Raw genomic sequence first — 24,326 nt, forward strand, 5'->3', positions numbered from 1 at the left:
AATTCACCGGTCCGACCACCGCATCTTGTTCGATGCAGTTCGACAACCAACACAACTTGTCCCTCCCGGAGAACATTCGTTCTGCCGGAAATGCCGTGCAATTGTCGGCAGGATAAACCTGCCAGTACGGTCATAACGCGATGGACGGAACAGAATGTCGCCCGCCTTTAGCACAATTTGTTGGAAAGGGCGAAGTCTTTTGCAGACCTCCCCCTTCCCATCGCATTATCCTACGCAAAACCGCTTCGCACTTTTGCTGGAAATGCTCATGCCCTTCGCACGATTACTTGATGCGCGGCAGCTGTTCCCACTGGTGGTACGGCGGCGGAGAAGGAAGCTGCCATTCCAGCGTGGTTGCGCCTTCGCCCCATGGGTTTGCGCCTGCTTCACGCTTCTTCGCGAATGCCTCGAAGACATTGTAGAGGAAGATCAGCACGGCGAAGCCCGAAATATAGGAACCGTAGGACGACACCATGTTCCAGCCTGCATAGGCGTCCGGATAGTCGATGTAGCGGCGCGGCATGCCAGCGAGACCAAGGAAATGCTGCGGGAAGAAAATCAGGTTCACGCCGATGAAGGTGACCCAGAAATGCAGCTTCGCGGTGAACTCGTTATACATGTAGCCGCTCATCTTCGGGAACCAGTAGTACCAGCCCGCAAAGATCGCGAAGACAGCACCGAGCGACAGAACGTAATGGAAGTGCGCCACAACATAATAGGTGTCGTGCAGCGCACGATCGAGACCCGCATTGGCGAGCTGAACGCCCGTCACACCGCCGACCGTGAACAGGAAGATGAAGCCGATTGCCCACAGCATCGGTGCGCGGAAGGTGATCGAACCGCCCCACATGGTCGCGATCCATGAGAAGATCTTGATACCGGTTGGAACTGCGATGACCATCGTGGCGAACACGAAATAGCGCTGCGTGTCGAGCGACAGGCCGACCGTATACATATGGTGCGCCCAGACCACGAAGCCGACGACGCCGATGGCGACCATAGCATAGGCCATGCCGAGATAACCGAAGATCGGCTTGCGCGAGAAGGTCGACACGATGTGGCTGACGATGCCGAAGCCCGGCAGAATCAGGATGTACACTTCCGGGTGACCAAAGAACCAGAACAGATGCTGGTAGAGGATCGGGTCACCACCGCCGTCCGGCGCGAAGAAGGTCGTGCCGAAATTGCGGTCGGTCAGCAGCATGGTGATGCCGCCTGCCAGAACCGGCAGCGAAAGCAGAAGCAGGAACGCCGTCACCAGAACAGCCCAGGCGAAGAGCGGCATCTTGTGCAGCGTCATGCCCGGAGCGCGCATGTTGAGGATGGTGGTGATGAAGTTGATTGCACCCAGAATTGACGACGCACCGGAAATGTGCAGCGCCAGAATGGCGAAATCGATTGCCGGGCCAGGCTGACCGCTCGTCGAAAGCGGCGGATACAGCGTCCAGCCGCCACCAGGACCCCAGCCGCCAGGTGCCGAAGGCATGAACAGCGAGATCAGAAGCAGCGTCAGCGCAGGCGGCAGAAGCCAGAACGAGATGTTGTTCATGCGCGGGAACGCCATGTCCGGCGCGCCGATCATCAGCGGCACCATCCAGTTGGCGAAACCACCGATCAGTGCAGGCATGACCATGAAGAAGATCATGACCAGCGCGTGCGCAGAGGTGAACACGTTGAACATCTGCTTGCCGGCATCGAGCGCGGCATCGCCCTCAACACCGTAGACCATGGACGCAAGTCCATGGAAAATCTGAATGCCCGGTTCCTGAAGCTCGGCGCGCATCGCGATAGACAGTGCGCCGCCGATGATACCGGCAATGATTGCGAAGATCAGGTACAGCGTACCGATGTCTTTATGATTGGTCGAGTATACCCAACGAACCCAGCCGTGCGGCTTGTGGTCGTCGTGGGCACCATGCTCGTGAGCTGCTGTGCCAGCCATGGAATTCGCTCCCGTTTTTCAACAGTTTGGCGTTCGGGATCAGAGACCCGCCGCAGCCACTTTATTGTTTTCGCCACCTTCGACGGCAGCTTGCAGCGCCTTGTTCGCACCGTTCAGATCCGATCCCGCAGCGGCGAGCCAGGTCTGATACTGGTCTTTCGAAACAACGCGCACGGCGATTGGCATGAACCCGTGATCCTTGCCGCAAAGCTCGGAACACTGACCGTAATAGAGGCCTTCTTTTTCAGCCTTGAACCAGATTTCGTTGATACGGCCAGGAACGGCATCCATCTTTACGCCGAAGGCAGGAATGGTCCAGGAATGGATCACGTCGGCGGCGGTTACCAGAAGACGAACGCTTTCACCGACCGGAACAACCACTTCATTGTCGACGGCCAAAAGGCGCGGATAGCGGGACTTATCCTCTTTGCCCGCAGCGGCGCGATCGCCATCCTTCAACAGAAGGGCATCGAAGCTGACCGGATTGTCGACCTGATATTCATAACCCCAGTACCACTGGTAGCCGGTCGCCTTGATCGTCAGGGACGGGTCTTCCGGCGAATATTGCGCGGTCAGAAGCTGGAACGACGGCACAGCCAGGAACAGAAGAATGATCACAGGACCGACGGTCCAGATCACTTCGATCATCGTATTGTGGCTGGTCTTCGACGGTTCCGGATTAACGCTCGCCCGGAAGCGAAGCACAACGATCACCAGCAACGCCAGAACCAGCAACGTAACCGGAATAATGAACCAGAGCGTATAGCGCTCGAACCAATGAATCTGCTCGGCAATACCCGTCGCAGCGTCCTGAAATCTCCATTCCCATGGACGCGGCTGATCCGCCAAAGCGGCACCGGTCATCCACAGCACTGCAAGAGCACCAACGACGGCGCCCTTCGTTGTGGCAACAATCTTATCCACCAGAACTCTCTCCCTTTTCGCCCTTTCAGGCTGGACGCCGGACGCAAATGACGGCCGCATCCCCCGTCGGCGTTCAAATCACACCTTAACGCACACCGCAAGGAAGGCGAATATGTTCCTGTGCGGCATTTTTGCGCGCAGCATTTGCCCGCAGACAGAACCGCTCCCAATTCCGCCCGGATTTCTAGCCTTATGCCTGCGCATCCGTAAACCGGCAAAAACTTGGGAAAAACCTGTAAATCACATAATGAAGCCATGATTTGAAAAGAGGTTTTGCCGCACGTGCCACGTGACAATCGATCCAACAGGCGATATCACCGTTGCGATGACGGCTTTCATTGACGATGACTGATAATCGCGTCTCTGATTGCTTTTCATGGCTGATGCTGCGCGTTAACGTCCCACTGATTCGATCAGGGATTCGATCTGGAGATTTCATGACTGTCCGCATGCTTGCCAACCGCCCGATTCTTCAGCGCCTGATGGCTCTTGCCGCTGGTGTCAGCCTGTCGCTTGCCGCCGCGACCTTGCCGTCTGCCGCGCAGGACACGCCCGCGCCGTTGCAGACACCGGATCAGGCCCCGGCTGCGCAGTCGCAGGCGGCCCCGACCAACCCGCAGCAGAGCGGCAAGCTGAAGTCGCAGCACGGCGCATGGGCTGTGCTCTGCGATACGCCTGCCGGCGCCAAGACCGAGCAATGCGCGCTGATCCAGAACGTGGTTGCCGCGAAGCGCCCGGAACTCGGCCTTTCGGTCGTGGTGCTGAAGACCGCCGACAACAAGGCGCGCATTCTTCGCGTGCTGGCCCCGCTCGGCGTTCTGCTGCCGAACGGCCTCGGTCTCAATGTCGACGGCAAGGATATTGGTCGCGCCTATTTCGTGCGCTGCTTCGAAGACGGCTGCTATGCGGAAGTCATTCTCGAAGACGAACTGCTGAAGACGCTGCGTTCCGGCAAGGCCGCAACCTTCATCGTCTTTCAGACGCCGGAAGAAGGCGTCGGCATTCCCGTGGATTTGAAGGGGTTTGGTGAAGGCTTCGACGCCCTCCCTTGATTCACGCTCTAGTGGCCTGCAAATGGCGTTTTTCTGCGCTTCCGGTGCTCACGTACCTTTAAGTACGCTGCGCTCCGGTTCTCGAAAACCACCATTTTCGGCTCACTATAGCCTGAATATCCCAGCCCACCGCTGACACATGGTTGTTCTCAACCGCTTTAAGGCTTACATCCTGCAGCAAACCCATGCTGCAGGATTTGTTTTTATGAAAAGTCTGATCGACAGTTTCGATACCGGACGTGACGATATCGAACGCCTCGTCGCCGCAAGCCTCAAGGGCAGCGACGATGGCGAACTCTTCATCGAATATCGCGAAGCTGAAGCGCTCGTTTTCGACAATGGCCGTCTCAAGACCGGTTCCTTCAATCAGGATCAGGGTTTCGGCCTGCGCTCGGTCGCCGGAGAAGCCATCGGCTACGCCCATGCGGGCGATCTTTCGATGGCCGCGCTGAAGCGCGCCTCCGACGCGGTTGCCGCGACCATCAAGGGCTATGGCGGTACCTATGCCGCAGCACCGGCGGGCACCAATCGCCATCTCTATACCGACGAAAACCCGATCGGCTCTCCGACCTTTGATGCGAAAGTGCAGCTTTTGCAGCAGATCGATGGCTATCTGCGCGCCAAAGACCCAAAGGTCCGTCAGGTTTCCGTCTCGCTCGCCGGTTCGTGGCAGCAGGTCGAAATCCTACGCGCTGACGGCCATTTCGTGCGCGATATCCGCCCCATGGTGCGGCTCACCGTGTCGGTCGTTGCAGGCAGCGGCGACCGTCAGGAATCCGGCTCGCATACGCTGGGCGGGCGCAAGGGTTTTGGCGAGTTTATCACCGTTGAAAGCTGGCAGCATGCAGCCGACGAAGCGCTGCGCCAAGCGCTGGTCAATCTCGAAGCCATCCCCGCCCCGGCAGGCACATTCGATATCGTTCTCGCCAATGGCTGGCCGGGCGTCATGCTGCATGAAGCGGTCGGCCATGGCCTCGAAGGCGACTTCAACCGCAAGAAAACCTCCGCCTTTGCCGGACTTCTCGGTCAGCAGGTGGCGTCCAAGGGTGTCACGGTCGTGGATGACGGCACGATTGCCGAGCGTCGCGGTTCGCTGACCATCGACGATGAAGGCACGCCGACCAATCGCACGGTGCTGATCGACGATGGCAAGCTGGTCAATTATATGCAGGACCGCCAGAATGCGCGCCTGATGGGCATGGAGGCGACCGGCAATGGGCGCCGTGAATCCTATGCCCATGCGCCGATGCCGCGCATGACCAACACCTATATGCTGTCAGGCGACAAGACGCCGGAAGAGATCATCGCCTCCATGAAGAAAGGCATCTATGCCGTTTCGTTCGGCGGCGGACAGGTGGACATCACCTCCGGCAAGTTCGTGTTCGGCTGCACGGAAGCCTATATGATCAAGGACGGCAAGGTCGCCGCGCCGATCAAGGGCGCCATGCTGATCGGCAACGGCCCGGATGCCATGCAGCGCATTTCGATGATCGGCAACGACATGGAGCTCGATACCGGCAGCGGCAATTGCGGCAAGGGCGGCCAGTGGGTTCCAGTCGGGGTTGGCCAGCCGCATCTGCGCATGGATCAGGTGACCGTCGGCGGCACGGCAGTCTGATAGACCGCTGTTTCGCAACGGCAAGTTCAGGCTTTGATAAATCGCCCCGAAGGCGTTTATAAAGCCCTGTGAAGGCTTATAGAAAATATAGGCCGATCTGGAGACGCATATGCCTGGTTCTTCATACGACTGGACAGGGAAGCAACCCGACAAGCGCAACCGGCAGAAGCGTATGCTCATCGTCACGGCGATCACGATGGGCGCGCTTATCCTGCTCTTGGGGCTTGTGGACGGGTTGCTGATCCTGCTTGACTGATGCGGCTGCCCTCGGTCAGATATTCTGACCGCCGGACACTTCGATGCGCTGGCCGGTGATCCAGCCCGTACCGTCCGACAAAATGGCAGCCACTGCACCGCCAATGTCGTCCGGACGACCGACGCGACCCATCGCCGTGGTGCTCGCGATCATCTTGTTGACTTCCGGCATGTCGCGCACCAAGCCACCGCCGAAATCCGTTTCGATGGCGCCGGGCGCAATCGCGTTCACCGCAATGCCGCGCGGGCCAAGCTCGCGAGCCAGATAGCGGGTCAGAACCTCGATGCCACCCTTCATAATCGCATAGGCCGAATAGCCCGGCAGCGCAAAACGGGCGAGCCCGGTCGAGACGTTGAGGATTTTGCCGCCATCCTCGATCAGCGGCAGTAGGGTCTGCGTCAGGAAGAAGACGCCTTTTAGATGCACATTGACCAGACCGTCGAAGTCTTCTTCCGTGGTTTCGGCAAATGGCTTGTGAACGCCATAACCGGCATTGTTCACCAGATAATCGAAGCGCGTCCGCTGCCATTTATCCTGAAGCGCCTGCCGCAGCTTTTCTGCAAAATCCGCAAAACTCGCGACCTTCGCCGTATCGAGCGGCAAGGCAATGGCAGTGCCGCCCTCGGCTGCAATTTCGGAAACTGTCTCTTCTGCTGCTTTCGCATTGCTCTGATAGGTCAGAACGATGCCGACGCCCTGCTTGGCCAGATGAAGTGCTGCGTTGCGGCCAAGCCCTCGGCTACCGCCCGTGATGAGTGCAATCGTCATGTCAGTTTCCTTTCGTTCAACGAACTCTGGTTCCTATATTGGCGCTTTCCCGTTCGTTCGGCCTGCCTCATTCTCCGCGAAACATGCCCAATCCTCCGAAGGCTCCGATTTCTGTGTCGCGGGAAATAAAGGCTTGCTATGCTTTTCCCATGTCCGAACATGCTTCAAATCTCGCAGCCCGCTGCATCGAAATCGCCCAGGAAACTGCGGCGGGGCCTTATCCTGCGCCGACAGGCATCGAAGGTGTTACGGTGGTATGTTCACCGGCCGTATCGGAGATCCGGCCCGACATGTATCAGCCGATGATTTGCCTGGTCCTCCAGGGGGCCAAAGAAATTCTGCATGGCGAACGGGCCGTTCGTTTCGATGCGGGCATGACGGCGATAGTCTCGCACGAATTGATTACAGGCGCGCGAATTGTCGAAGCCAGCCCCGATAGGCCCTATGTGGCTCTTGCCTGCCGGATCGATCTGGAGATTTTGCGCGCGCTTCAGGGCGAGATTGAGCGGGATATGATTGCAGCGGCGCGCAGTGAAGCCGTGGCCACCGGCAGGGCCGATGCGGGCGTGACCGATGCCATGACACGGCTGCTTGATCTGCGCGACAAACCACTCGAACGCCGCGTTCTCGAGCCGATGATCCGCAAGGAACTGCATTTCCGTGTGCTTCTGACCCGTAATGGTGCGATGTTGCGCCAGCTGGCCCAGCCGGGCAGTCCGGCGAGCCGCATCGCAAAAGCGATCACCCATATCAAGCAGCACTGGAACGACCCGATCCGCACAGAAGAACTGGCGGATATTGCCGGAATGAGCCCTTCCAGCTTCCACGAGCATTTCAAATCCGTCATGGCCACCACGCCGCTGCAATATCAAAAGGCGCTGCGGCTTCTGGAAGCGCGCCGCCAGTTGAGCGAGACCGCCGTGCCGGTTTCATCGGTTGCTTTTGCTGTCGGCTATGAAAGCCCGACGCAGTTCAGCCGCGATTATCGCCGCGCCTACGGCACCCCGCCCCGCGAAATGCGGGCGCGATAAGGGGTTAGTCTTCCGGCAAGGCCCGCACATAATCGATGAAGGCGCGCAATGGCTTCGGCATGACACGGCTCGAAAAATAGAGATGCGGCCCGTCAAAGGCTGGCCACCAGTCGGACAGCACCGGCACAAGTTCGCCGCGCTGCTGATAGGGTTCCAGCCAGTTGCGGAAACCGTAGATCAGGCCATGTCCCGCCGCTGCCAGATTGAAAGCGCCCCAAACACCCGTCGTACCGATGATCAGCCGCCCCGGCGGATCGACCGTGACAATCTCGCCGTCCTTCTCGAATTCCCAATCGGTCAGCGCGCCGCTGATAAAACGCATGCGGATACAATCATGCTCCAGCACGTCGGCTGGATGCTGCGGCATCCCTCGTTTCTCTATGTAGCTTGGTGCAGCCATCAGCGCACCCCATTGCTGACGAGGCCCGATGGGCACTGCGATCATATCCTGCGCCAGATGCTCGCCATAACGGATACCAGCGTCGCAGCCAATGGCATTGAAATCGACGAACCGATCATCCACCATGACCTCGATCTGCACGTCCGGATGTTTGGCAAGAAAGCCGTCGATCAGCGGCGGCAGAATGTCATACATCACGGCGCCCGGCACATTCAGTTTCAGCCTGCCCCGCACCTCGTTCTGCGAACTGGCAGCTTCATCAAGGGCAGCGCGCGCTTCGGCCATCACCGGCCCAAGCCGTTCCACAAGGGCGCTGCCCGCCTCCGTCAGGTGAACGCTGCGCGTGGTGCGGATCAACAGTGGTACGCCCAGCCGCGCCTCCAGTCGCGAGACCGTCTCGCTGACCATGGAAGCCGAAACGCCGAGCCACCGCGCTGCATTGCGAAAGCCGCCGGAACGGGCCACCGCCAAAAAGACCGATACGTCATCGAGGGGAAGAAGCTGCCTATTGTTCGCCACAGCGAACAAGCTATCCGCTTCAAGCCCGGTTATCAATGCTTATACGATCAGTCATAGTTCGGGAAAAGGAGACTTCAGATGAGCAATCATTCTTCCGCCGCCCCTGAAACGGATATTCAAAGCAGCACGGCAGCCGCGGCCGGTCGCTTCACCTTTCCCGGCACCTCGATTTCCGTCAACAGGATGGGTTACGGCGCGATGCAACTTGCTGGGCCGCATGTGTTTGGTGAACCGCGCGACCCTGATGAAGCCCGCGCCGTGCTGCGCGAAGCCTTGACGCTCGGTATCGACCATATCGACACCAGCGACTTCTACGGTCCTTATGTGACCAACCGCCTCATTCGCGAGGCGCTTTACCCCTACCCCGCCGAGTTGACGCTGGTGACCAAGATTGGCGCGCGGCGCGACGACAAGGGCAACTGGATCTTGCAGCGCGATGCGGATTTCCTGCGCCGTTCTGTCGAAGACAATCTCGAACGCCTCGGTCTTGACCAGATCGCCATCGTCAATCTGCGGATGGGCGAACCTGCCGATGACGTTGTCGCGCCCATGCGGGCCATGCGGCAGATGCAGGATGAAGGCCTGCTCGGCCATATCGGCATCAGCAATATCGACGCAAAGCAACTCCAGACAGCACGCGACATCGCCCCGATTGTCTGTGTGCAGAACCTCTATAATCTGGTGAACCGAACCGATGAGGCCATGATCGACCGTCTGGCCGAGGACGGTATCCCTTACGTCCCCTTCTTCCCGCTGGGCGGCTTCAACCCGTTGCAGACGGACGAACTGAACCGGGTCGCGGAAGAAATGGGCGAAAGCCCGCAAAGCGTGGCTCTGGCCTGGTTGCTGCAACGCAGCCCGAATATTCTTCTGATCCCCGGCACATCGCGCAGAACCCATCTGCGCCAGAATATCGCCGCAGCCGCCTTGACGATCAGCGCCGAACACAAGGCCCGTCTGGACGCCATAGCCGCTCTCGCCTGATGCAGCCTGCAATCGCTTGAAATAAAACCGCCTCAAGGGCGGTTTTATTGCCAGAGCGGTTCCGGTTAGAGCGGAATCGTGGAACCGCTCTATCTATTTGTTTTGACGCATTATCCTACGCAAAACCGCTACGCACTTTTGCTGGAAATGCTCTAATGCTCTGGCTCAAATGCCCGGCTCTTCTTCGAGCAGGCCGGTCACGAAATCGAACAGGCCGGGGCGGCGGTCACGACGCAGGCGCTCGGCCTCGATGATCGACTTGATCGCCGCAAAGGAGCGGTCGAGGTCTTCATTGATGACGATATAATCGTATTTCACCCATTTCTGGATTTCAAAACGGGCATTCTGCAAGCGCGTCTCGATCACTTCCGGCGTGTCTTCCGCGCGGCGGTTCAGACGCTGCTGCAATTCGCGCATCGTCGGCGGCAGAATGAAGATCGACACCACATCGGCAGGCATCTTGGCCTGCAACTGGTCAGCGCCCTGCCAGTCGATATCGAACAGCATGTCCTGCCCGTCGGCCAGCGCGATCTCGGCGGTTTCGCGCAAGGTGCCGTAGAAATTGCCGTGCACTTCCGCCCATTCGATCAGCTCGTCATTGTCGCGCAGGCGCTCAAACTCGCGAATGGTCTTGAAGTGATAATGCACCCCTTCGATCTCGCTCGGGCGGCGCTGGCGCGTCGTCACACTGATCGACAGCGAAAGGTCCATCTTCTTGTCTTCCAGCAGCAGCCGGGCAATCGTGGATTTTCCAGCGCCCGATGGCGACGAGATCACCACCATCAAGCCTCTGCGCGCGACGCCATTTTCAACCGAAGAGATGGCCATGTTACTCTTACTCCAGATTCTGTACTTGTTCGCGAAACTGATCGACAACCGCTTTCAGTTCCAGCCCGATGGCCGTGATCGACGCCGCGTTCGACTTGGAACACAGTGTATTCGCTTCACGATTAAATTCCTGTGAAAGAAAATCGAGCTTGCGCCCGACAGGCCCGCCATCGGCGAGCAATTTATGTGCGGAGGCGACATGGGTGTCGAGCCGGTCCAGCTCTTCCTGAATATCCGCCTTGGTCGCAAGGAACGCCGCTTCCTGATAAAGCCGGGCTTCATCCAGATCGCGCGGGCCGTCGAGCAGCAGCGCAACCTGCGCGGCCAGCCGCGCCTTGATGGCATCCGTGCTTCGCGACGGGTCCTGACGCGCTGCTTCCGTCAGACGGCCAATCGTATCGACATGACCGGAGAGGATCGCGAAAAGCGCCTTGCCTTCTTGCGCCCGCGCCTCGGCAATGGCTTTCAGCGCGCCTTCAAAGGCCGCAACGATGGCCGCCTCCAGCCCTGCCCGCGCATCGTCATCGTCCGCAACCTGCGCCTGATCGATCATGCCGCGCAACGACAGAATACCGTCGACGCTGGCTGGCGCCAGACCGTACTTTTGCTGCAATTCAGCGCCGAGTTTCAGCACCTCGGCCAGCATGGCGTGATTGATGACGAAACCGGCCTGCTCGTCGGCACGCTCGACACTCAGGCTCGCCTGAAAATTGCCGCGGGAAAAATGGCGTGCCAGCATGGAACGCACCGGATGTTCGACGCCTTCCAGCCCCTGCGGCAGACGCAGGCGCAGATCAAGCCCCTTGCCATTGACCGAGCGCACTTCCCAAACGATGCGCGTCTCGCCATGGGCACCGTCATGCTGCGCGGCAAAGCGCGCAAATCCGGTCATGCTCTGAAGCGCCATGTGTCCGTTCCCCTCAACTTGTACTCTGTAGAGCGATTTCAATACGATCAAATCATGCTCTAAAAACCCCGGAGCCGGCGCTGTTCAGCAACCGGCTCTGGGAAAATCATGCGCTATAGGGCCTGCAGTTCCTTCACTGCGCTATCTTCTGCCCATCGGCAGCGCCGCCAGCGCTATTCTGCTGTTCCACATTACGCCACTTGCGAACATTGGCGTTGTGTTCCTGCAAGGTCTTGGAGAAGACATGTCCGCCGGTGCCATCGGCCACGAAATACAGGTCTTCCGTGTCGAGCGGATTGGCGACGGCTTCCAGCGCCGCCTTGCCCGGATTGGCTATTGGCGTCGGCGGCAAGCCATTGATGACATAGGTGTTATAAGGCGTGGGCTTCTCGATATCGGACTTGAAGATCGGACGGTCCGACGGCTTTCCCGCGCCGCCGAACAGGCCATAGATGATCGTCGGGTCCGATTGCAGACGCATGTTCTTGTTCAGGCGATTGACGAAGACCGAAGCAACATGCGGACGCTCCGACGCAATGCCCGTTTCCTTCTCGACGATGGAGGCGAGCGTCACAAATTCATTGCGATCCTTGACCGGCAGGTCGGGGCCGCGCTTCGCCCAGATATCGTCCACCAGCTTCTTCTGCGAAGCGATCATGCGGTCGATGATTTCGGCCCGCGTGGTGCCGCGCGTGAAATGCAGCGTGTCGGTGAACAGCGAGCCTTCCGGCGGCATGTCCTTCGGCATATCGCCCACAAGAATCTGGTCGGCGGAAATACGGTCGAAAATCTGCTTGACCGTCAGCCCTTCCGGCACGGTTAGCGGATACATGATCGACTTGCCGCTGATGAGAATATTCATCACGTCGCGCATGGTTGCACCAGCCGGAATGGCATATTCACCAGCCTTGAGGTCGTTTTCATGACCATAGGCGCGCATGCCAAACCGGAAAATACGTCCATCGCTGATGATTTCGCGCGCTTCGAGGCTGTTCGCCACTTCGGAAATGCCAGCGCCGCGCTTGACCACGAAAGTCGTCTCGCTGGCCAGAGGACCCTGCCCGTCAAATTGCATCTTGCCGAAATAAAACAGCGCCGATGCGCCAAGCAATGCCAGCACGACCAGCGACAGCATGAAATTCATGAACACGACGATTTGGCTGCGCGCATGGCGCGAACGCTTGCGCGGCGGCGGTGTGCCGGGTTCGGGACGCAGGGCTTCGGACGCGGATTTGGGAACAAACGGCTTTGCCGCCGCAGTCGCTTCCGACGGCGTTTCGGGCTGTGCAGCCTTGGCTTGCTCTTCGGCAGAGTTGGTTCCGGGTTGCTCCCCGGGCTTTACCTCTGAATTCACTCCATCACCTCGGTCCTGTAGCCTTGACAGACAGCGCCACAACGATGCGTCATCTATCTGTCCCGAGCGGCTTTCCGCAGATCATGCCTTCGAAGCACCGAAAGCAGGCTTACCCTAACCGCTGTTGCAGATTTTAAATATCGCATCCGGTTATATTTTGGCAAAAACGCGGAGAAATCCCCGCGTTTTTATTATTCCTATTAGATTTTGACTTTCCGACTGCAAAAGCCGGTTAGGAATAGCGGCGCAGTACCAGCGACGCGTTGGTTCCGCCGAATCCGAAGGAGTTCGACAGCGCCACGTCGATCTTGCGTTCGCGCGCCTTGTGCGGCACCAGATCGATCTTGGTCGAGACAGCCGGATTGTCGAGATTGAGCGTCGCTGGCGCGATATTGTCGCGAATGGCCAGCGTCGAGAAAATCGCTTCGGCAGCACCGGCGGCACCCAGAAGATGGCCGATGGACGACTTGGTCGAGGACATGGAAATCTTCGAAGCCGCATCGCCGACCACGCGCTCCACAGCGCCCAGCTCGATCGTATCGGCCATGGTCGATGTGCCATGGGCGTTGATGTAGTCGATCTGGTCCGGCGTGATTTCGGCGCGCTTGAGAGCCGCAACCATGCAGCGCTCCGCACCCTCGCCGCTCTCGGTCGGAGCCGTGATGTGATAGGCATCGCCCGAAAGACCGTAGCCGATCACTTCGGCATAGATTTTCGCGCCACGCGCCAGCGCGTGCTCGAGCTCTTCCAGAACCACAACGCCCGCACCTTCGCCCATGACGAAGCCGTCACGGTCGTCGTCATAAGGACGCGAAGCGGCGGTCGGATCGTCGTTGCGCTTGGTGGACAGCGCCTTGCAGGCCGCAAAGCCCGCCAGCGAAATGCGGCTGACCGGCGATTCCGTACCACCGGCGACCATCACGTCGGCATCGCCAAATGCGATCAGGCGCGCTGCATCGCCAATGGCGTGCGTGCCGGTTGCGCAGGCGGTGACAACCGAATGGTTCGGGCCGCGCAGATTGTGCTTGATCGACACATGGCCGGAAGCCAGATTGATCAGACGACCGGGAATAAAGAACGGGGAAATGCGGCGCGGACCCTTGTCGCGCAGCGTGTAGCCCGCTTCGACGATGCCTTCGATGCCGCCAATGCCGGAACCGATCAGAACGCCGGTGCGGACCTGATCTTCGTCGCTCTCGGGATGCCAGTTCGCGTCATCCAGTGCCTGATCGGCAGCGCCGACCGCATAGACGATGAACGGATCGACCTTGCGCTGTTCCTTAGGCTCCATATGGAGATCGGCATTGAACGTGCCGTTGGTACCATCGCCGACCGGAATGCGGCAGGCAATCTGGCAGGCCAGATCGTCAACCTCGAATTCCGTGATGCGGCGAGCCCCGCTTTCGCCAGCCAGAAGCCGCTTCCAGGACTCTTCCACACCGCTTGCAAGCGGTGACACCAGACCGAGACCGGTGATGACGACACGCCTCATATCCACCCCTTAAAACTGTTATGTCATGAGCATCGACCCGCAGGCTTTCACCGGCAGATGCAATGTCCGGGCCTGACTTGAGAAGGGATGATGCTCCAATCGTTAAATCGGAGTCCGCCGCAGGAGCCTGTCGAAACGATCCGACACCGGCATCCCGGCAAATTCACTTAATTTCACTCAATCGCCAAAAACGACCGCACAGAGAGGCCCTCAGGGCCGTTCTGGACGCTGTCATTGCCGCCATCCCCGGACGCGATCAGCCTCTTTTGCAAAGACGGCGCATCCGGCAATGGCAGACGATAGCTCAGAATAAAGGCAGGGCCGGGATCCGAAGAGCCCAGCCCTCAACCCTTGTTCTGATTAGGCCGAAGCCTTGTCGATGAACTTCACAGCGTCGCCGACCGTGAGGATCGTTTCTGCAGCGTCGTCAGGAATTTCAACGCCGAATTCTTCTTCGAAAGCCATGACCAGCTCGACGGTGTCGAGGCTGTCTGCGCCGAGATCATCAATGAAGCTTGCGCCTTCCGTGACCTTGTCGGCATCTACGCCCAGATGTTCAACAACGATTTTCTTGACGCGCTCTGCGGTATCGCTCATGTCGGAACCTCGACCTGTGTGTTTGTTGCTCTGCCTTGGTTAGCGGCATGCAGGATTGTAATCAAGTTCTAAGATGCCTGCCAGTTTCGAGCGAAGCCGCCCGGACAGTCATCCTGTGGATATTCCTTTCGGAACAGGATCGCGGCAAATTCAACGAAATGCCGCAACTCTCGATGGGCGCATTACCATGCTTCTTGAGCAAGGCAAAGCGCCTTTTCCCGTCGCGCCCCATGTATTAAGGTATTTTATACCATAATCCAGCGGCATGAAGGGGATCAAATCATGGCCATGCCGCCATTGACATGCAACGTCTGGCCGGTGACATAACCGGCCTGATCGCTGGCCAGATAGACCACGGCAGCAGCGATATCGGCGCCTACACCCATGCGCTTCATGGGAATATTGGCCATGATCGTTTCTTTCTGCTTGTCGTTCAGCTTGTCGGTCATGGCCGATTCGATGAAGCCCGGTGCAATGCAGTTCACCGTCACATTGCGACTTGCGATTTCCTGCGCCAGCGACTTGGAGAAGCCGATAAGGCCCGCCTTCGATGCGCAATAATTCGCCTGACCCGGATTGCCGGTCACGCCGACGATGGAGGTGATGTTGATGATGCGGCCATTGCGGCGGCGCATCATCGGATGGGTCAGCTCACGCGTCAGGTTGAAAACCGAGGTGAGATTGACGTTGAGAACCGCATCCCAGTCTTCGTCGCTCATGCGCACGAACAGGCCGTCGCGGGTGATACCGGCATTGTTGACCAGAATATCGACGCCACCCAGCTCTTCTTCCGCCTTCTGGCCGAGCGCCTTGACGGCTTCGCGGTCCGACAGATTGGCCGGGAAGATGAAAGTACGGTCGCCCAGTTCGGCGGCCAGTTCCTTCAGCTTTTCTTCGCGCGTGCCGTGCAGGCCGACAATAGCGCCCTGTGCATGGAGCGCGCGAGCAATCGCTTCACCCAGACCGCCGGTCGCACCGGTTACGAGAGCCTTGCGGCCAGTCAGATCAAACATATCGGATCCTTTTAGCTAATGAGCTTTTATGCCAGCGCAGCAAGCGCTGCTTCGATTTCTTCAGCCGAACCGACGGCAGCGCCCGATACATCCTTGGAGATGCGGCGCGCCAGACCGGTCAGAACCTTGCCCGAACCTACTTCATAAAGCGAGGTCACGCCATTGGCGGCAAACCATTCCACGGTTTCGCGCCAGCGCACCTGACCCGTCACCTGTTCAACCAGCAGATCGGCGATTTCATTGGCGTCCGTCACCGGTGCTGCGCGCACATTGGCGATGAGCGGCACAACCGGATTGTGCTTTTCGACACTGGCCAGCGCTTCGCGCATCGCTTCGGCGGCAGGCGCCATCAGCGTAGAATGGAAGGGTGCGGAAACCGGCAGCATGATGGCGCGCTTCGCGCCCTTTTCCGAAGCAAGCTTTGCCGCCAGCTCGACCGCAGCCTTCGAGCCCGAAATCACCAGCTGGCCGCCGCCATTGTCATTGGCGATCTGAACCGAACCGGAAGCTTTGGCTTCCGTGCAGATCGCTTCCACATCGCCATGCTCCAGACCGATAATGGCAGCCATCGCACCTTCGCCAACCGGAACAGCCTTCTGCATCGCATTGCCGCGAATGCGCAGGAGGCGCGCCGTATCGGCAAGCGAGAAGGTGCCTGCCGCGCAAAGTGCGGAATATTCGCCCAGCGAATGACCGGCCACGTAGGAAACCTTTTCCTTCAGCGAGAAGCCGCGCGCTTCCATGACGCGCAGGACGGCCATCGACACGGCCATCAGCGCGGGCTGCGCATTGGCGGTGAGCGTCAGAACGTCTTCCGGGCCTTCGAACATGGTGGCGGACAGCTTTTCGCCAAGCGCTGCGTCCACTTCGTCGAAGACGGCGCGCGCTTCCGCGAACTGTTCGGCCAGGGCCTTGCCCATGCCTACCGCCTGGCTGCCCTGTCCGGGAAAGGTAAATGCTACCGCCATTGATGCCTCGTTCTGGTTCTATGCATATGATTAGGTCGAAACCGGTATCCGTTTTCGCCGCCATGCCTGCACTGAAATGCACAATTTGGCGCGATGTGCCTTAGCCTTAGGCGAAAAGTCAAGCATTTGTCGGTTTTTCGGGGATATCGCGCTTGCAAACAAGGGGAAAAACACGTAATAGCCGCCCGTTCATTGTTCGGCACCAGCTGGGGGCTGAACGGAGGGCCGTGCCTTCTTGCCGTTAAAAGCAGGATAGCACGTGGAAGTCATAAGCGCTTCTGCCTCCCGTGTCTCCGCTCTCGACCGTCTCAGATACGCGTCCTTTCTTCACCGGTTTCCGGCAAAAGAGAAGTCGCAGGGGCTTAGCCGCTGGTGTCGGCGTGATATAACGAAGAAAGGCAAAGCCAATGGCTCTTTATGAACATGTGCTTCTTGCCCGCCAGGACATTTCCCAGCAGCAGGTCGACGCTCTCGTCGAACAGTACAAGGGTGTCCTCGAAGCTAATGGCGGCAAGGTCGGTAAGGTCGAAGCTTGGGGTCTGCGTCCCCTCACCTACCGTATCAACAAGAACCGTAAGGCGTATTATACGCTTCTGAACATCGACGCTCCGGCTGCTGCCGTTGCTGAAATGGAACGTCAGATGCGTATCAATGAAGACGTCCTGCGTTTCATGACCATTCGCGTTGAAGAACACGAAGAAGGCCAGTCGGCCATGCTGACCCGCCGTGACGACCGTCGCGAGCGTGATGGTGATGACCGTCCGCGCCGCCGTGAAGGTGGTTTCGATCGTGGCGATCGCGGTGATCGCGGCCCACGTCGCCCACGCGACAACGAAGCTGGTGAAGGAGCATAATCATGGTTGATATCAATCAGATCCCGACCCGTCGTCCTTTCCATCGCCGTCGCAAGACGTGCCCGTTCTCCGGTCCAAACGCACCGAAGATCGACTACAAGGACATCAAGCTTCTGCAGCGTTACATTTCCGAACGCGGCAAGATCGTTCCTTCCCGTATTACGGCTGTCAGCCAGAAGAAGCAGCGCGAACTCGCCAAGGCGATCAAGCGCGCCCGTTTCCTCGGCCTGCTGCCTTACGTTGTGAAGTAAGACAAGATTTTCGGGAGGCATTCTCATCGGAGTTTGCCTCACGATACCCTCTCCTCCCTTGCGATGGGCGCGACGGAGCGTACTGAAAACCCAAGTTGAGACGCAGCCCTCGTGCCGTCTCTAACTGCAAAACCGGAATAGCCGGAGCAGGACAGCGACTGATGAAATTCAACGGAACCATTGTTGGTGTCGGCATATTGGCGGGGCTTGCCTCGGCCTTGATGTCGTCCGGCGTCATTGTCCAGTCGGGCATGGCGATGGTTCTCTATTTCCTGACGCCGCTTCCCATTTTCGTTGCAGCACTCGGCTGGGGTTCCACCGCCGGTATCGTCGCAGCAGCTGTCGCAACTGTCGCAGTCGGCGTTTTCGCCGTTCCGATGGCGGCGCTCCTGATGGCGCTGACGAGCTATATTCCTGCGGCCATCGGCGCTTATCTGTCCGGCCTTGCGCGTCCCGCCGAAGAACTGGGCGGACCGAAGGGCGTGATGGTCTGGTATCCGCTGTCGGATATCGTTTTCCGCCTCGCCTTGATGGTGGCGGTTTCCTTCGTCCTCATCGGCGCAATTCTCGGCTTCGGCCCGGATATGGCGCGTGAACTGGCCAATGCGGTGATCGACCGCGTTGCGGAAGCCGATCCGCAATTCACCGCCAGCGATGAAATGCGCAACACCATGTCGGCGCTGCTGATGTTCGCCCTTCCGGCGATCCAGCCCGCCACATGCCTCGCCATTCTGGTCGGCAATCTCTATCTGGCGCTGCGCCTGACCGCCATGTCGGGCCGTCTGCGCCGTCCGCGCGACGACTGGCCCGCGACGCTGCGCATGCCGCGCCCGGCGCTGATCGTCTTCGCAGTCGCGCTTGCAGTCGCCTTCTTCTCGGGCGCCGCCGGTCTGGTGGCAACCGTGGTGGTGGGCGCGCTCGGTGCAGGCTTCATGATGGCGGGTCTCGCCATCATGCATATGCGCACACGCGGCAAGGTATGGCGTCCGATGGCGCTGTGGTTTGCCTATTTTGCGATCATTCTCTTCGCATTTCTGCTTTTCGTCTTCATGGTTCTCGGCCTTTTCGATACGTCGCGCGGCGCGCCGATCTCGAAAATTCCGGGCAATGACAAACAACAATAACCCGAATTAAACACTCGAAAGGAAACTCCAATGGAAGTCATTCTTCTGGAACGCATTGGCCGCCTCGGCCAGATGGGCGAAACCGTCAAGGTCAAGGACGGCTATGCCCGTAACTTCCTGCTCCCGCAGGGCAAGGCTCTTCGTGCCAACGAAGCCAACAAGAAGAAGTTCGAAGGCCAGCGCGCTCAGCTCGAAGCCCAGAACCTGGAACGCAAGAACGAAGCCAGCGCCGTTGCTGAAAAGCTCAATGGCCAGAGCTTCATCGTTGTGCGTTCGGCTGGTGAAACCGGCCAGCTCTACGGTTCGGTTTCGACCCGCGACATCGCTGAAATCATCACGGCAAACGGCTTCACCCTGCACCGCAACCAGGTTGAACTGAACCATCCGATCAAGACGATCGGCCTGCACGAAGTTTCGATTTCGCTGCATCCGGAAGTTCAGGTTGAAGTGACCGTCAACATCGCCCGTTCGAACGAAGAAGCAGAACGTCAGGCCAAGGGTGAAGACCTCACCTCCATCGAAGCCATCTACGGCATCGAAGAAGCCCCGCTTTCTGAAGAAATCTTCGACGAAGACGAAGAAGCCGAAGATCAGGCTTAATTGTTACACTTACCTCCGGAAAAGCCCGCTTTCTCAGCAGGCATTCCCATGGTGGTAAACTTTAAATGATCGTGCCCGGCGGCCTCCGCCGGGCATTTTCTCTTTCCAGAACGGGAAAACTCCCTATTCTTCTTCTTGGTAATGTTTTGGAGAGGGTGCAGACGGAAACGTCCGCGTTGCTTAGGACAGCGTTCCCAAGGCCGGTAGACCTTATGGATCACTGCCTGAAAATCTAATGACAGTGTGGCTCTGACAGAGGATACACAAGCCGCCTGCCGTGCAACCGCATGGATGCTACGCCTGCCTCATCCATAAAAGGAGATGGGGCCGATGTATGGAATGATGCGTACTGTTCTTTCGCATATGATTAAAACCGGCGATCTGACGGTCACCGATTCGAGTGGTGCGCGTTCACAGTATGGCGACAAGACCGGTGTGCCGGTTCATATACACTTCAAGACAAAGCATGCCGAGCGCGCCGTAGCGCTCGACCCCGAGCTGAAACTCGCCGAATGCTTCATGGACGGCGAGATCGACTTTCTGGAAGGCGATATTTACACGCTGCTCCAGATCGTATTCGAAAATACCGGGCCGACAGCCGCGACAGAACCGTGGATGAAGGCGCTTGCAAAGCTGCGCATTCTGTTCCGCCGCTTCCAGCAGATGAACACGATTGCGCGTTCGTCCGACAATATCAAAAGCCATTACGACCTTTCCGGCGAGCTTTACGACCTGTTTCTCGATCCGGACAAGCAATATTCCTGCGCCTATTTCGAAACGCCGAATGCAACGCTTGCCGAGGCGCAGCTTGCGAAAAAGCGCCATATTGCGGCGAAACTGCTGGTGAAGGAAGGCGACAAGGTGCTGGATATCGGCTGCGGCTGGGGCGGCATGGGGCTCTATCTCGCCCGCCACCTCAAGGCCAACGTGACCGGCGTGACCTTGTCGGAAGAACAGCACGGCATCGCCAACCAGCGCGCCGTGGATGAAGGGCTTTCGGACCGCGCCAAGTTCGAGCTGACCGACTATCGCAACATCGACGACAAGTTCGACCGGCTGGTTTCGGTCGGCATGTTCGAGCATGTCGGCGTCGGCCATTTTGCGGAATATTTCCAGCATGTGGCGCGGCTGATGAAGCCGGATGGCGTGTTCCTGCTCCATGCCATTGGCCGGTCCGACGGGCCGGGCGCGACCAATCCGTTCATCCGCAAATATATCTTCCCGGGCGGCTATATCCCCGCCTTGTCGGAAGTGCTGCCGCATATCGAAAAGGCCGGTCTCTATGTCACCGACATCGAAATTCTGCGGCTGCATTATGCGGAAACGCTGAAAGCCTGGCGCGAGGCCTTCATGGCCAATCGCGAGCGAGCCAAGGCGCTTTATGACGAACGCTTCTGCCGCATGTGGGAGTTTTATCTTGCCGCGTCGGAAAGCGCTTTCCGCTGGCAGAACATGATGGTGTTCCACATCCAGATTGCGCACCGGCAGGAAGCTGTTCCTCTGACGCGCAACTATATCGAAGCGGAAGAAAAGCGTTTGAAGCGGCTCGACAGCGCGCCAAAAGGCGCCAATAGCGAGGCCCGCGCCGTCAAGAAAAGCATGAACGGCTGATCCGGCTGGATCAGGTTCACATGTTTAAAAGGGCTGCCGTCTCGGGCAGCCCTTTTTCATGCCGCATTGCGTATCGAACGCCCGTCAAGAACATAGCGTTCCTGCGCAGGCGCAAACTGTGAATCAGTGTGAATCATGGTATAGCTTATCCCTCCCAGCAGGAATCATCCGAAGCCGCGTTGCGTTTGGCATCACATGACGGTTAGCTGGCAGCATCAGGGACAGGATCTAGAATCATGGCGGAAGCGGCGGTACGCAAACTTGACGATGTGCGCGATCAGAAGGACGCACTTTATCGGGAAGCACCACACAATATCGAAGCGGAACAGGCATTGCTGGGCGCAATCCTGATCAACAACGATGCCTTTTACCGCATATCCGATTTTCTGAAGCCCACCCATTTCTTCGAGCCGCTGCATCGCCGTATCTACGAGATCACCACCGATCTCATCCGCGTCGGCAAGATGGCCAATCCGGTCACGATGAAGACCTTTCTGCCCGAGGGCAAGGTCGGCGATCTGACCATATTCCAGTATGTCACGCGCCTTGCCACCGAGGCCGTGACCATCATCAATGCCGCCGATTATGGCCGCGCAATCTACGATCTGGCGACACGCCGCGCGCTGATCGGGATCGGCGAGGACATGGTCAATCTCGCCTATGATGCGCCGGTCGACAACGCCCCGCAGGAGCAGATCGAGGACGCCGAGCGCCGCCTGTTCGAGCTGGCCGAAACCGGCCGCTACGATGGCGGCTTCCTGCCGTTCAAGGATGCCGTGACGACTGCCGTGGATATGGCCAATGCCGCTTTCATGCGCGATGGCCACCTGTCGGGCATCTCCACCGGCATTCATACGCTCGACGGCAAGATGGGCGGCTTGCAGCCTTCCGACTTGATTATCCTCGCCGGACGTCCGGGCATGGGCAAGACCTCGCTTGCCACCAATATCGCCTTCAACATCGCCAATGCCTATGAGGGCGAACAGCAGGCCGATGGCTCGATGAAGGCCAAGAATGGCGGCGTTGTCGGCTTCTTCTCCCTCGAAATGTCTGCGGAACAGCTCGCCACCCGCATCATTTCCGAGCAGACGGAAGTGTCTTCCTCGAAAATTCGCCGCGGCGACATTACCGAAACCGATTTCGAAAAGCTGGTCGCCTGCTCGCAGGTGATGCAGAAAATCCCGCTCTATATCGACCAGACCGGTGGTATTTCCATTGCGCAGCTGGCCGCCCGCGCCCGTCGCCTCAAGCGCCAGCGCGGCCTTGACGTTCTGGTGATCGACTACGTGCAGCTGATGACCGGCTCGTCGAAGGCCTCGGCGCAGAACCGCGTGCAGGAAATCACTGAAATCACCACCGGCCTCAAGGCGCTCGGCAAGGAACTGAACGTTCCGATCATCGCGCTGTCACAGCTGTCGCGTCAGGTGGAGAGCCGCGACGACAAGCGCCCGCAGCTCTCCGATCTTCGTGAATCGGGCTCCATCGAGCAGGACGCCGACGTGGTGCTGTTCGTGTTCCGCGAGGAATATTACGTCAAGAACCTTGAGCCGCGCGACGAGTTCGATCCGAAATACGAAGAATGGAAGCAGCATTTTGAAAAAGTGCGCGGCACTGCCGATGTCATCATCGCCAAGCAGCGTCACGGACCGACCGGCACGGTCAAGCTCGCCTTCCAGGCTGAATTCACGCGATTTGCAGATCTGGCCGAAGGTTCCTATCTTCCCGAACAGTATGAATAATATGTTTTCAAAAAAGGCGCGTCTGTGATGGCCAAGGCGCGCATTCAATTCATCTGCCAGAATTGCGGTACAGTGCATACGCGCTGGGCGGGCAAGTGCGATTCCTGCGGCGAGTGGAACACCCTCGTCGAGGAAGGCACCAATAGCGGCATCGGCTCCGGCCCGGGCGCGATGTTGTCGAAGCGCAAGGGTCGCGCCGTGGCGCTGACCTCGCTTTCCGGCGACATCGAAGACGCGCCGCGCATTATTTCCGGCATCAGCGAACTTGACCGGGTGACCGGCGGCGGTTTTGTGCGCGGTTCGGCGCTTTTGATCGGCGGCGATCCCGGCATCGGCAAATCCACGCTTCTGACGCAGGCGGCGGCAGCCCTCGCCAATCGCGGCCACCGCATCGTCTATGTTTCGGGCGAAGAAGCGGTCGCGCAGATCCGCCTGCGCGCGCAGCGTCTCGGCGTAGCCTCGTCGGCGGTGGAACTTGCCGCCGAAACCAATGTCGAAGACATTATCGCCACCATATCCGATGGCAAACGTCCCGATCTGGTGATCATCGATTCGATCCAGACCTTGTGGACCGACATGGCGGATTCAGCCCCCGGCACGGTCACGCAGGTACGATCTTCGGCGCAGGCCCTGATCCGCTACGCCAAGCAGACCGGCGCTGCGGTGGTGCTGGTCGGCCATGTCACCAAGGAAGGCCAGATTGCCGGTCCCCGCGTGGTCGAACATATGGTCGATGGCGTTCTCTATTTCGAAGGTGAAGGCGGCCATCATTACCGCATTTTGCGCACGGTGAAGAACCGCTTTGGCCCCACCGACGAAATCGGCGTTTTTGAAATGTCCGATGGCGGCTTGCGTGAAGTGTCCAATCCTTCCGAGCTTTTTCTCGGCGAACGCAACGAAAAAGCGCCGGGCGCGGCGGTTTTCGCCGGCATGGAAGGCACGCGCCCGGTTCTGGTGGAAATTCAGGCTCTTGTCGCCCCCTCCTCGCTCGGCACGCCGCGCCGCGCGGTCGTTGGCTGGGATGGCGGGCGTCTCGCCATGATCCTCGCCGTGCTGGAATCGCATTGCGGCGTCCGTTTCGGCCAGCACGATGTCTATCTGAATGTCGCGGGCGGCTATCGGATCAGCGAACCGGCTGCCGATATCGCCGTTGCATCGGCGCTGGTTTCATCCATGGCCGGTATTGCCCTTCCGCCAGATTGTGTTTATTTCGGCGAAATCAGCCTTTCCGGTGCTGTTCGTGCGGTAACGCATGCAGTACAGAGATTGAAGGAAGCGGAGAAACTCGGCTTCCGGCAGGCGGAAGTACCAAGCGGCAGCGGCGAACTGTGGAAAGATCGCAGCTTCCGTCTCATGGAGACAGCCGCCCTGCCCGACCTCGTTGCGCGCATTGCAGCATCGGGCGCCGGAAAGAAGTAATAATTCAGGGGCTTAACGCGGGAAGATTCTGTCAACCTTCCGATGTTAAGCTTCCGCGTCTTTGACTGCCCTGCG

General features: G+C 58.8%; 23 protein-coding genes. 12 read left to right on the forward strand and 11 right to left on the reverse strand.

The genetic code is table 11. From position 1 onward, the window contains the following. Window positions 1–283: 283 nt before the first annotated feature. Complete coding sequence (ctaD, locus tag JAU75_RS04765; RefSeq protein ID WP_078338071.1) at window positions 284–1,942, reverse strand: cytochrome c oxidase subunit I; 1,659 nt, start codon at window positions 1,940–1,942, stop codon at window positions 284–286. Between the two features lie 39 nt (window positions 1,943–1,981). After that, a complete protein-coding gene (coxB, locus tag JAU75_RS04770; protein ID WP_171058813.1) occupies window positions 1,982–2,806 on the reverse strand; it encodes a cytochrome c oxidase subunit II in 825 nt (274 codons plus the stop codon). 497 nt (window positions 2,807–3,303) lie between these two features. On the opposite strand from coxB, the gene JAU75_RS04775 reads away from it, so the two are divergent. The 3 genes from JAU75_RS04775 (at window position 3,304) to JAU75_RS04785 (ending at window position 5,792) form a co-directional block, all read left to right on the forward strand. Further along, window positions 3,304–3,918, forward strand: a complete 615-nt coding sequence (locus tag JAU75_RS04775; protein WP_078338069.1) for an invasion associated locus B family protein — start codon at window positions 3,304–3,306, stop codon at window positions 3,916–3,918. 205 nt (window positions 3,919–4,123) lie between these two features. Then, the gene (tldD, locus tag JAU75_RS04780; RefSeq protein WP_199055091.1) at window positions 4,124–5,536 is read left to right on the forward strand and encodes a metalloprotease TldD; all 1,413 of its coding nucleotides are present in this window, start codon (window positions 4,124–4,126) and stop codon (window positions 5,534–5,536) included. A 109-nt stretch (window positions 5,537–5,645) separates the two neighbouring features. After that, window positions 5,646–5,792 carry a hypothetical protein gene (locus tag JAU75_RS04785; protein ID WP_199055093.1) on the forward strand — a complete coding sequence of 49 codons (147 nt, stop codon included), beginning with the start codon at window positions 5,646–5,648 and terminating at the stop codon, window positions 5,790–5,792. Window positions 5,793–5,807: 15 nt separating this feature from the next. Here JAU75_RS04785 and JAU75_RS04790 read toward each other — a convergent pair whose 3' ends face one another. Further along, entirely contained in the window at window positions 5,808–6,560 is a 753-nt protein-coding gene (locus tag JAU75_RS04790; protein ID WP_199055095.1) for an SDR family oxidoreductase, read from the reverse strand. Window positions 6,561–6,709: 149 nt separating this feature from the next. Between JAU75_RS04790 and JAU75_RS04795 the strand changes: the two genes are divergently transcribed. Beyond that, complete coding sequence (locus JAU75_RS04795) at window positions 6,710–7,591, forward strand: AraC family transcriptional regulator (RefSeq protein ID WP_199055097.1); 882 nt, start codon at window positions 6,710–6,712, stop codon at window positions 7,589–7,591. A 4-nt stretch (window positions 7,592–7,595) separates the two neighbouring features. On the opposite strand, the gene JAU75_RS04800 is transcribed toward JAU75_RS04795, so the two are convergent. Further along, window positions 7,596–8,510 carry a LysR family transcriptional regulator gene (locus JAU75_RS04800; RefSeq protein WP_199055099.1) on the reverse strand — a complete coding sequence of 305 codons (915 nt, stop codon included), beginning with the start codon at window positions 8,508–8,510 and terminating at the stop codon, window positions 7,596–7,598. A 78-nt stretch (window positions 8,511–8,588) separates the two neighbouring features. Between JAU75_RS04800 and JAU75_RS04805 the strand changes: the two genes are divergently transcribed. After that, window positions 8,589–9,494 (forward strand): oxidoreductase, encoded by a 906-nt coding sequence (locus tag JAU75_RS04805; protein WP_199055100.1) that lies wholly within the window; start codon window positions 8,589–8,591, stop codon window positions 9,492–9,494. A gap of 165 nt (window positions 9,495–9,659) precedes the next feature. Here JAU75_RS04805 and gmk read toward each other — a convergent pair whose 3' ends face one another. The 7 genes from gmk to fabD all read right to left on the reverse strand — a co-directional run bounded on the left by gmk (window position 9,660) and on the right by fabD (window position 16,653). Further along, complete coding sequence (gene gmk, locus JAU75_RS04810; RefSeq protein ID WP_078338062.1) at window positions 9,660–10,322, reverse strand: guanylate kinase; 663 nt, start codon at window positions 10,320–10,322, stop codon at window positions 9,660–9,662. A gap of 7 nt (window positions 10,323–10,329) precedes the next feature. Further along, window positions 10,330–11,229 (reverse strand): YicC/YloC family endoribonuclease, encoded by a 900-nt coding sequence (locus JAU75_RS04815; protein ID WP_199055102.1) that lies wholly within the window; start codon window positions 11,227–11,229, stop codon window positions 10,330–10,332. 133 nt (window positions 11,230–11,362) lie between these two features. Then, window positions 11,363–12,583 carry an endolytic transglycosylase MltG gene (mltG, locus tag JAU75_RS04820; protein ID WP_199055105.1) on the reverse strand — a complete coding sequence of 407 codons (1,221 nt, stop codon included), beginning with the start codon at window positions 12,581–12,583 and terminating at the stop codon, window positions 11,363–11,365. Window positions 12,584–12,815: 232 nt separating this feature from the next. Then, a complete protein-coding gene (gene fabF / locus JAU75_RS04825; protein WP_199055106.1) occupies window positions 12,816–14,075 on the reverse strand; it encodes a beta-ketoacyl-ACP synthase II in 1,260 nt (419 codons plus the stop codon). Window positions 14,076–14,435: 360 nt separating this feature from the next. Next, on the reverse strand, window positions 14,436–14,672 hold the full coding sequence (locus JAU75_RS04830) for an acyl carrier protein (RefSeq protein ID WP_002963616.1): 237 nt from the start codon (window positions 14,670–14,672) through the stop codon (window positions 14,436–14,438). 275 nt (window positions 14,673–14,947) lie between these two features. Next, window positions 14,948–15,685 (reverse strand): 3-oxoacyl-[acyl-carrier-protein] reductase, encoded by a 738-nt coding sequence (gene fabG, locus JAU75_RS04835; RefSeq protein ID WP_199055107.1) that lies wholly within the window; start codon window positions 15,683–15,685, stop codon window positions 14,948–14,950. A gap of 26 nt (window positions 15,686–15,711) precedes the next feature. Continuing rightward, window positions 15,712–16,653: an ACP S-malonyltransferase gene (fabD, locus tag JAU75_RS04840; protein ID WP_199055108.1), complete on the reverse strand. Its 942-nt coding sequence runs from the start codon at window positions 16,651–16,653 to the stop codon at window positions 15,712–15,714. 407 nt (window positions 16,654–17,060) lie between these two features. Here fabD and rpsF point away from each other — a divergent pair, with 407 nt between their 5' ends. From rpsF to radA, 7 genes are all read left to right on the forward strand, one after another. Continuing rightward, entirely contained in the window at window positions 17,061–17,507 is a 447-nt protein-coding gene (gene rpsF, locus JAU75_RS04845) for a 30S ribosomal protein S6 (protein WP_113534704.1), read from the forward strand. 2 nt (window positions 17,508–17,509) lie between these two features. Continuing rightward, the gene (gene rpsR, locus JAU75_RS04850) at window positions 17,510–17,758 is read left to right on the forward strand and encodes a 30S ribosomal protein S18 (RefSeq protein ID WP_094506475.1); all 249 of its coding nucleotides are present in this window, start codon (window positions 17,510–17,512) and stop codon (window positions 17,756–17,758) included. A 161-nt stretch (window positions 17,759–17,919) separates the two neighbouring features. Further along, window positions 17,920–18,882, forward strand: a complete 963-nt coding sequence (locus JAU75_RS04855) for a DUF2232 domain-containing protein (protein WP_199055109.1) — start codon at window positions 17,920–17,922, stop codon at window positions 18,880–18,882. A 30-nt stretch (window positions 18,883–18,912) separates the two neighbouring features. After that, entirely contained in the window at window positions 18,913–19,482 is a 570-nt protein-coding gene (rplI, locus tag JAU75_RS04860; RefSeq protein ID WP_199055110.1) for a 50S ribosomal protein L9, read from the forward strand. Window positions 19,483–19,812: 330 nt separating this feature from the next. Then, the gene (locus JAU75_RS04865) at window positions 19,813–21,093 is read left to right on the forward strand and encodes a cyclopropane-fatty-acyl-phospholipid synthase family protein (protein WP_199055111.1); all 1,281 of its coding nucleotides are present in this window, start codon (window positions 19,813–19,815) and stop codon (window positions 21,091–21,093) included. Between the two features lie 236 nt (window positions 21,094–21,329). Continuing rightward, window positions 21,330–22,832 (forward strand): replicative DNA helicase, encoded by a 1,503-nt coding sequence (locus JAU75_RS04870; RefSeq protein ID WP_199055113.1) that lies wholly within the window; start codon window positions 21,330–21,332, stop codon window positions 22,830–22,832. A gap of 27 nt (window positions 22,833–22,859) precedes the next feature. After that, window positions 22,860–24,251, forward strand: coding sequence for a DNA repair protein RadA (gene radA, locus JAU75_RS04875; protein WP_199055115.1), 1,392 nt, complete (start codon window positions 22,860–22,862; stop codon window positions 24,249–24,251). Window positions 24,252–24,326: the final 75 nt, after the last annotated feature.

This window comes from Ochrobactrum sp. Q0168, from assembly GCF_016427605.1.
Lineage (GTDB): Bacteria > Pseudomonadota > Alphaproteobacteria > Rhizobiales > Rhizobiaceae > Brucella.

What these genes read in the sequence shown, in the direction of transcription:
- ctaD (WP_078338071.1), bottom strand. Translation starts at nt 1,942, where the DNA reads ATGGCTGGCACAGCAGCTCACGAGCATGGTGCCCACGACGACCACAAG.
- coxB (WP_171058813.1), bottom strand. Translation starts at nt 2,806, where the DNA reads ATGACCGGTGCCGCTTTGGCGGATCAGCCGCGTCCATGGGAATGGAGA.
- JAU75_RS04775 (WP_078338069.1), top strand. Translation starts at nt 3,304, where the DNA reads ATGACTGTCCGCATGCTTGCCAACCGCCCGATTCTTCAGCGCCTGATG.
- tldD (WP_199055091.1), top strand. Translation starts at nt 4,124, where the DNA reads ATGAAAAGTCTGATCGACAGTTTCGATACCGGACGTGACGATATCGAA.
- JAU75_RS04785 (WP_199055093.1), top strand. Translation starts at nt 5,646, where the DNA reads ATGCCTGGTTCTTCATACGACTGGACAGGGAAGCAACCCGACAAGCGC.
- JAU75_RS04790 (WP_199055095.1), bottom strand. Translation starts at nt 6,560, where the DNA reads ATGACGATTGCACTCATCACGGGCGGTAGCCGAGGGCTTGGCCGCAAC.
- JAU75_RS04795 (WP_199055097.1), top strand. Translation starts at nt 6,710, where the DNA reads ATGTCCGAACATGCTTCAAATCTCGCAGCCCGCTGCATCGAAATCGCC.
- JAU75_RS04805 (WP_199055100.1), top strand. Translation starts at nt 8,589, where the DNA reads ATGAGCAATCATTCTTCCGCCGCCCCTGAAACGGATATTCAAAGCAGC.
- gmk (WP_078338062.1), bottom strand. Translation starts at nt 10,322, where the DNA reads ATGGCCATCTCTTCGGTTGAAAATGGCGTCGCGCGCAGAGGCTTGATG.
- JAU75_RS04815 (WP_199055102.1), bottom strand. Translation starts at nt 11,229, where the DNA reads ATGGCGCTTCAGAGCATGACCGGATTTGCGCGCTTTGCCGCGCAGCAT.
- fabF (WP_199055106.1), bottom strand. Translation starts at nt 14,075, where the DNA reads ATGAGGCGTGTCGTCATCACCGGTCTCGGTCTGGTGTCACCGCTTGCA.
- JAU75_RS04830 (WP_002963616.1), bottom strand. Translation starts at nt 14,672, where the DNA reads ATGAGCGATACCGCAGAGCGCGTCAAGAAAATCGTTGTTGAACATCTG.
- fabG (WP_199055107.1), bottom strand. Translation starts at nt 15,685, where the DNA reads ATGTTTGATCTGACTGGCCGCAAGGCTCTCGTAACCGGTGCGACCGGC.
- fabD (WP_199055108.1), bottom strand. Translation starts at nt 16,653, where the DNA reads ATGGCGGTAGCATTTACCTTTCCCGGACAGGGCAGCCAGGCGGTAGGC.
- rpsF (WP_113534704.1), top strand. Translation starts at nt 17,061, where the DNA reads ATGGCTCTTTATGAACATGTGCTTCTTGCCCGCCAGGACATTTCCCAG.
- rpsR (WP_094506475.1), top strand. Translation starts at nt 17,510, where the DNA reads ATGGTTGATATCAATCAGATCCCGACCCGTCGTCCTTTCCATCGCCGT.
- JAU75_RS04855 (WP_199055109.1), top strand. Translation starts at nt 17,920, where the DNA reads ATGAAATTCAACGGAACCATTGTTGGTGTCGGCATATTGGCGGGGCTT.
- rplI (WP_199055110.1), top strand. Translation starts at nt 18,913, where the DNA reads ATGGAAGTCATTCTTCTGGAACGCATTGGCCGCCTCGGCCAGATGGGC.
- JAU75_RS04865 (WP_199055111.1), top strand. Translation starts at nt 19,813, where the DNA reads ATGTATGGAATGATGCGTACTGTTCTTTCGCATATGATTAAAACCGGC.
- JAU75_RS04870 (WP_199055113.1), top strand. Translation starts at nt 21,330, where the DNA reads ATGGCGGAAGCGGCGGTACGCAAACTTGACGATGTGCGCGATCAGAAG.
- radA (WP_199055115.1), top strand. Translation starts at nt 22,860, where the DNA reads ATGGCCAAGGCGCGCATTCAATTCATCTGCCAGAATTGCGGTACAGTG.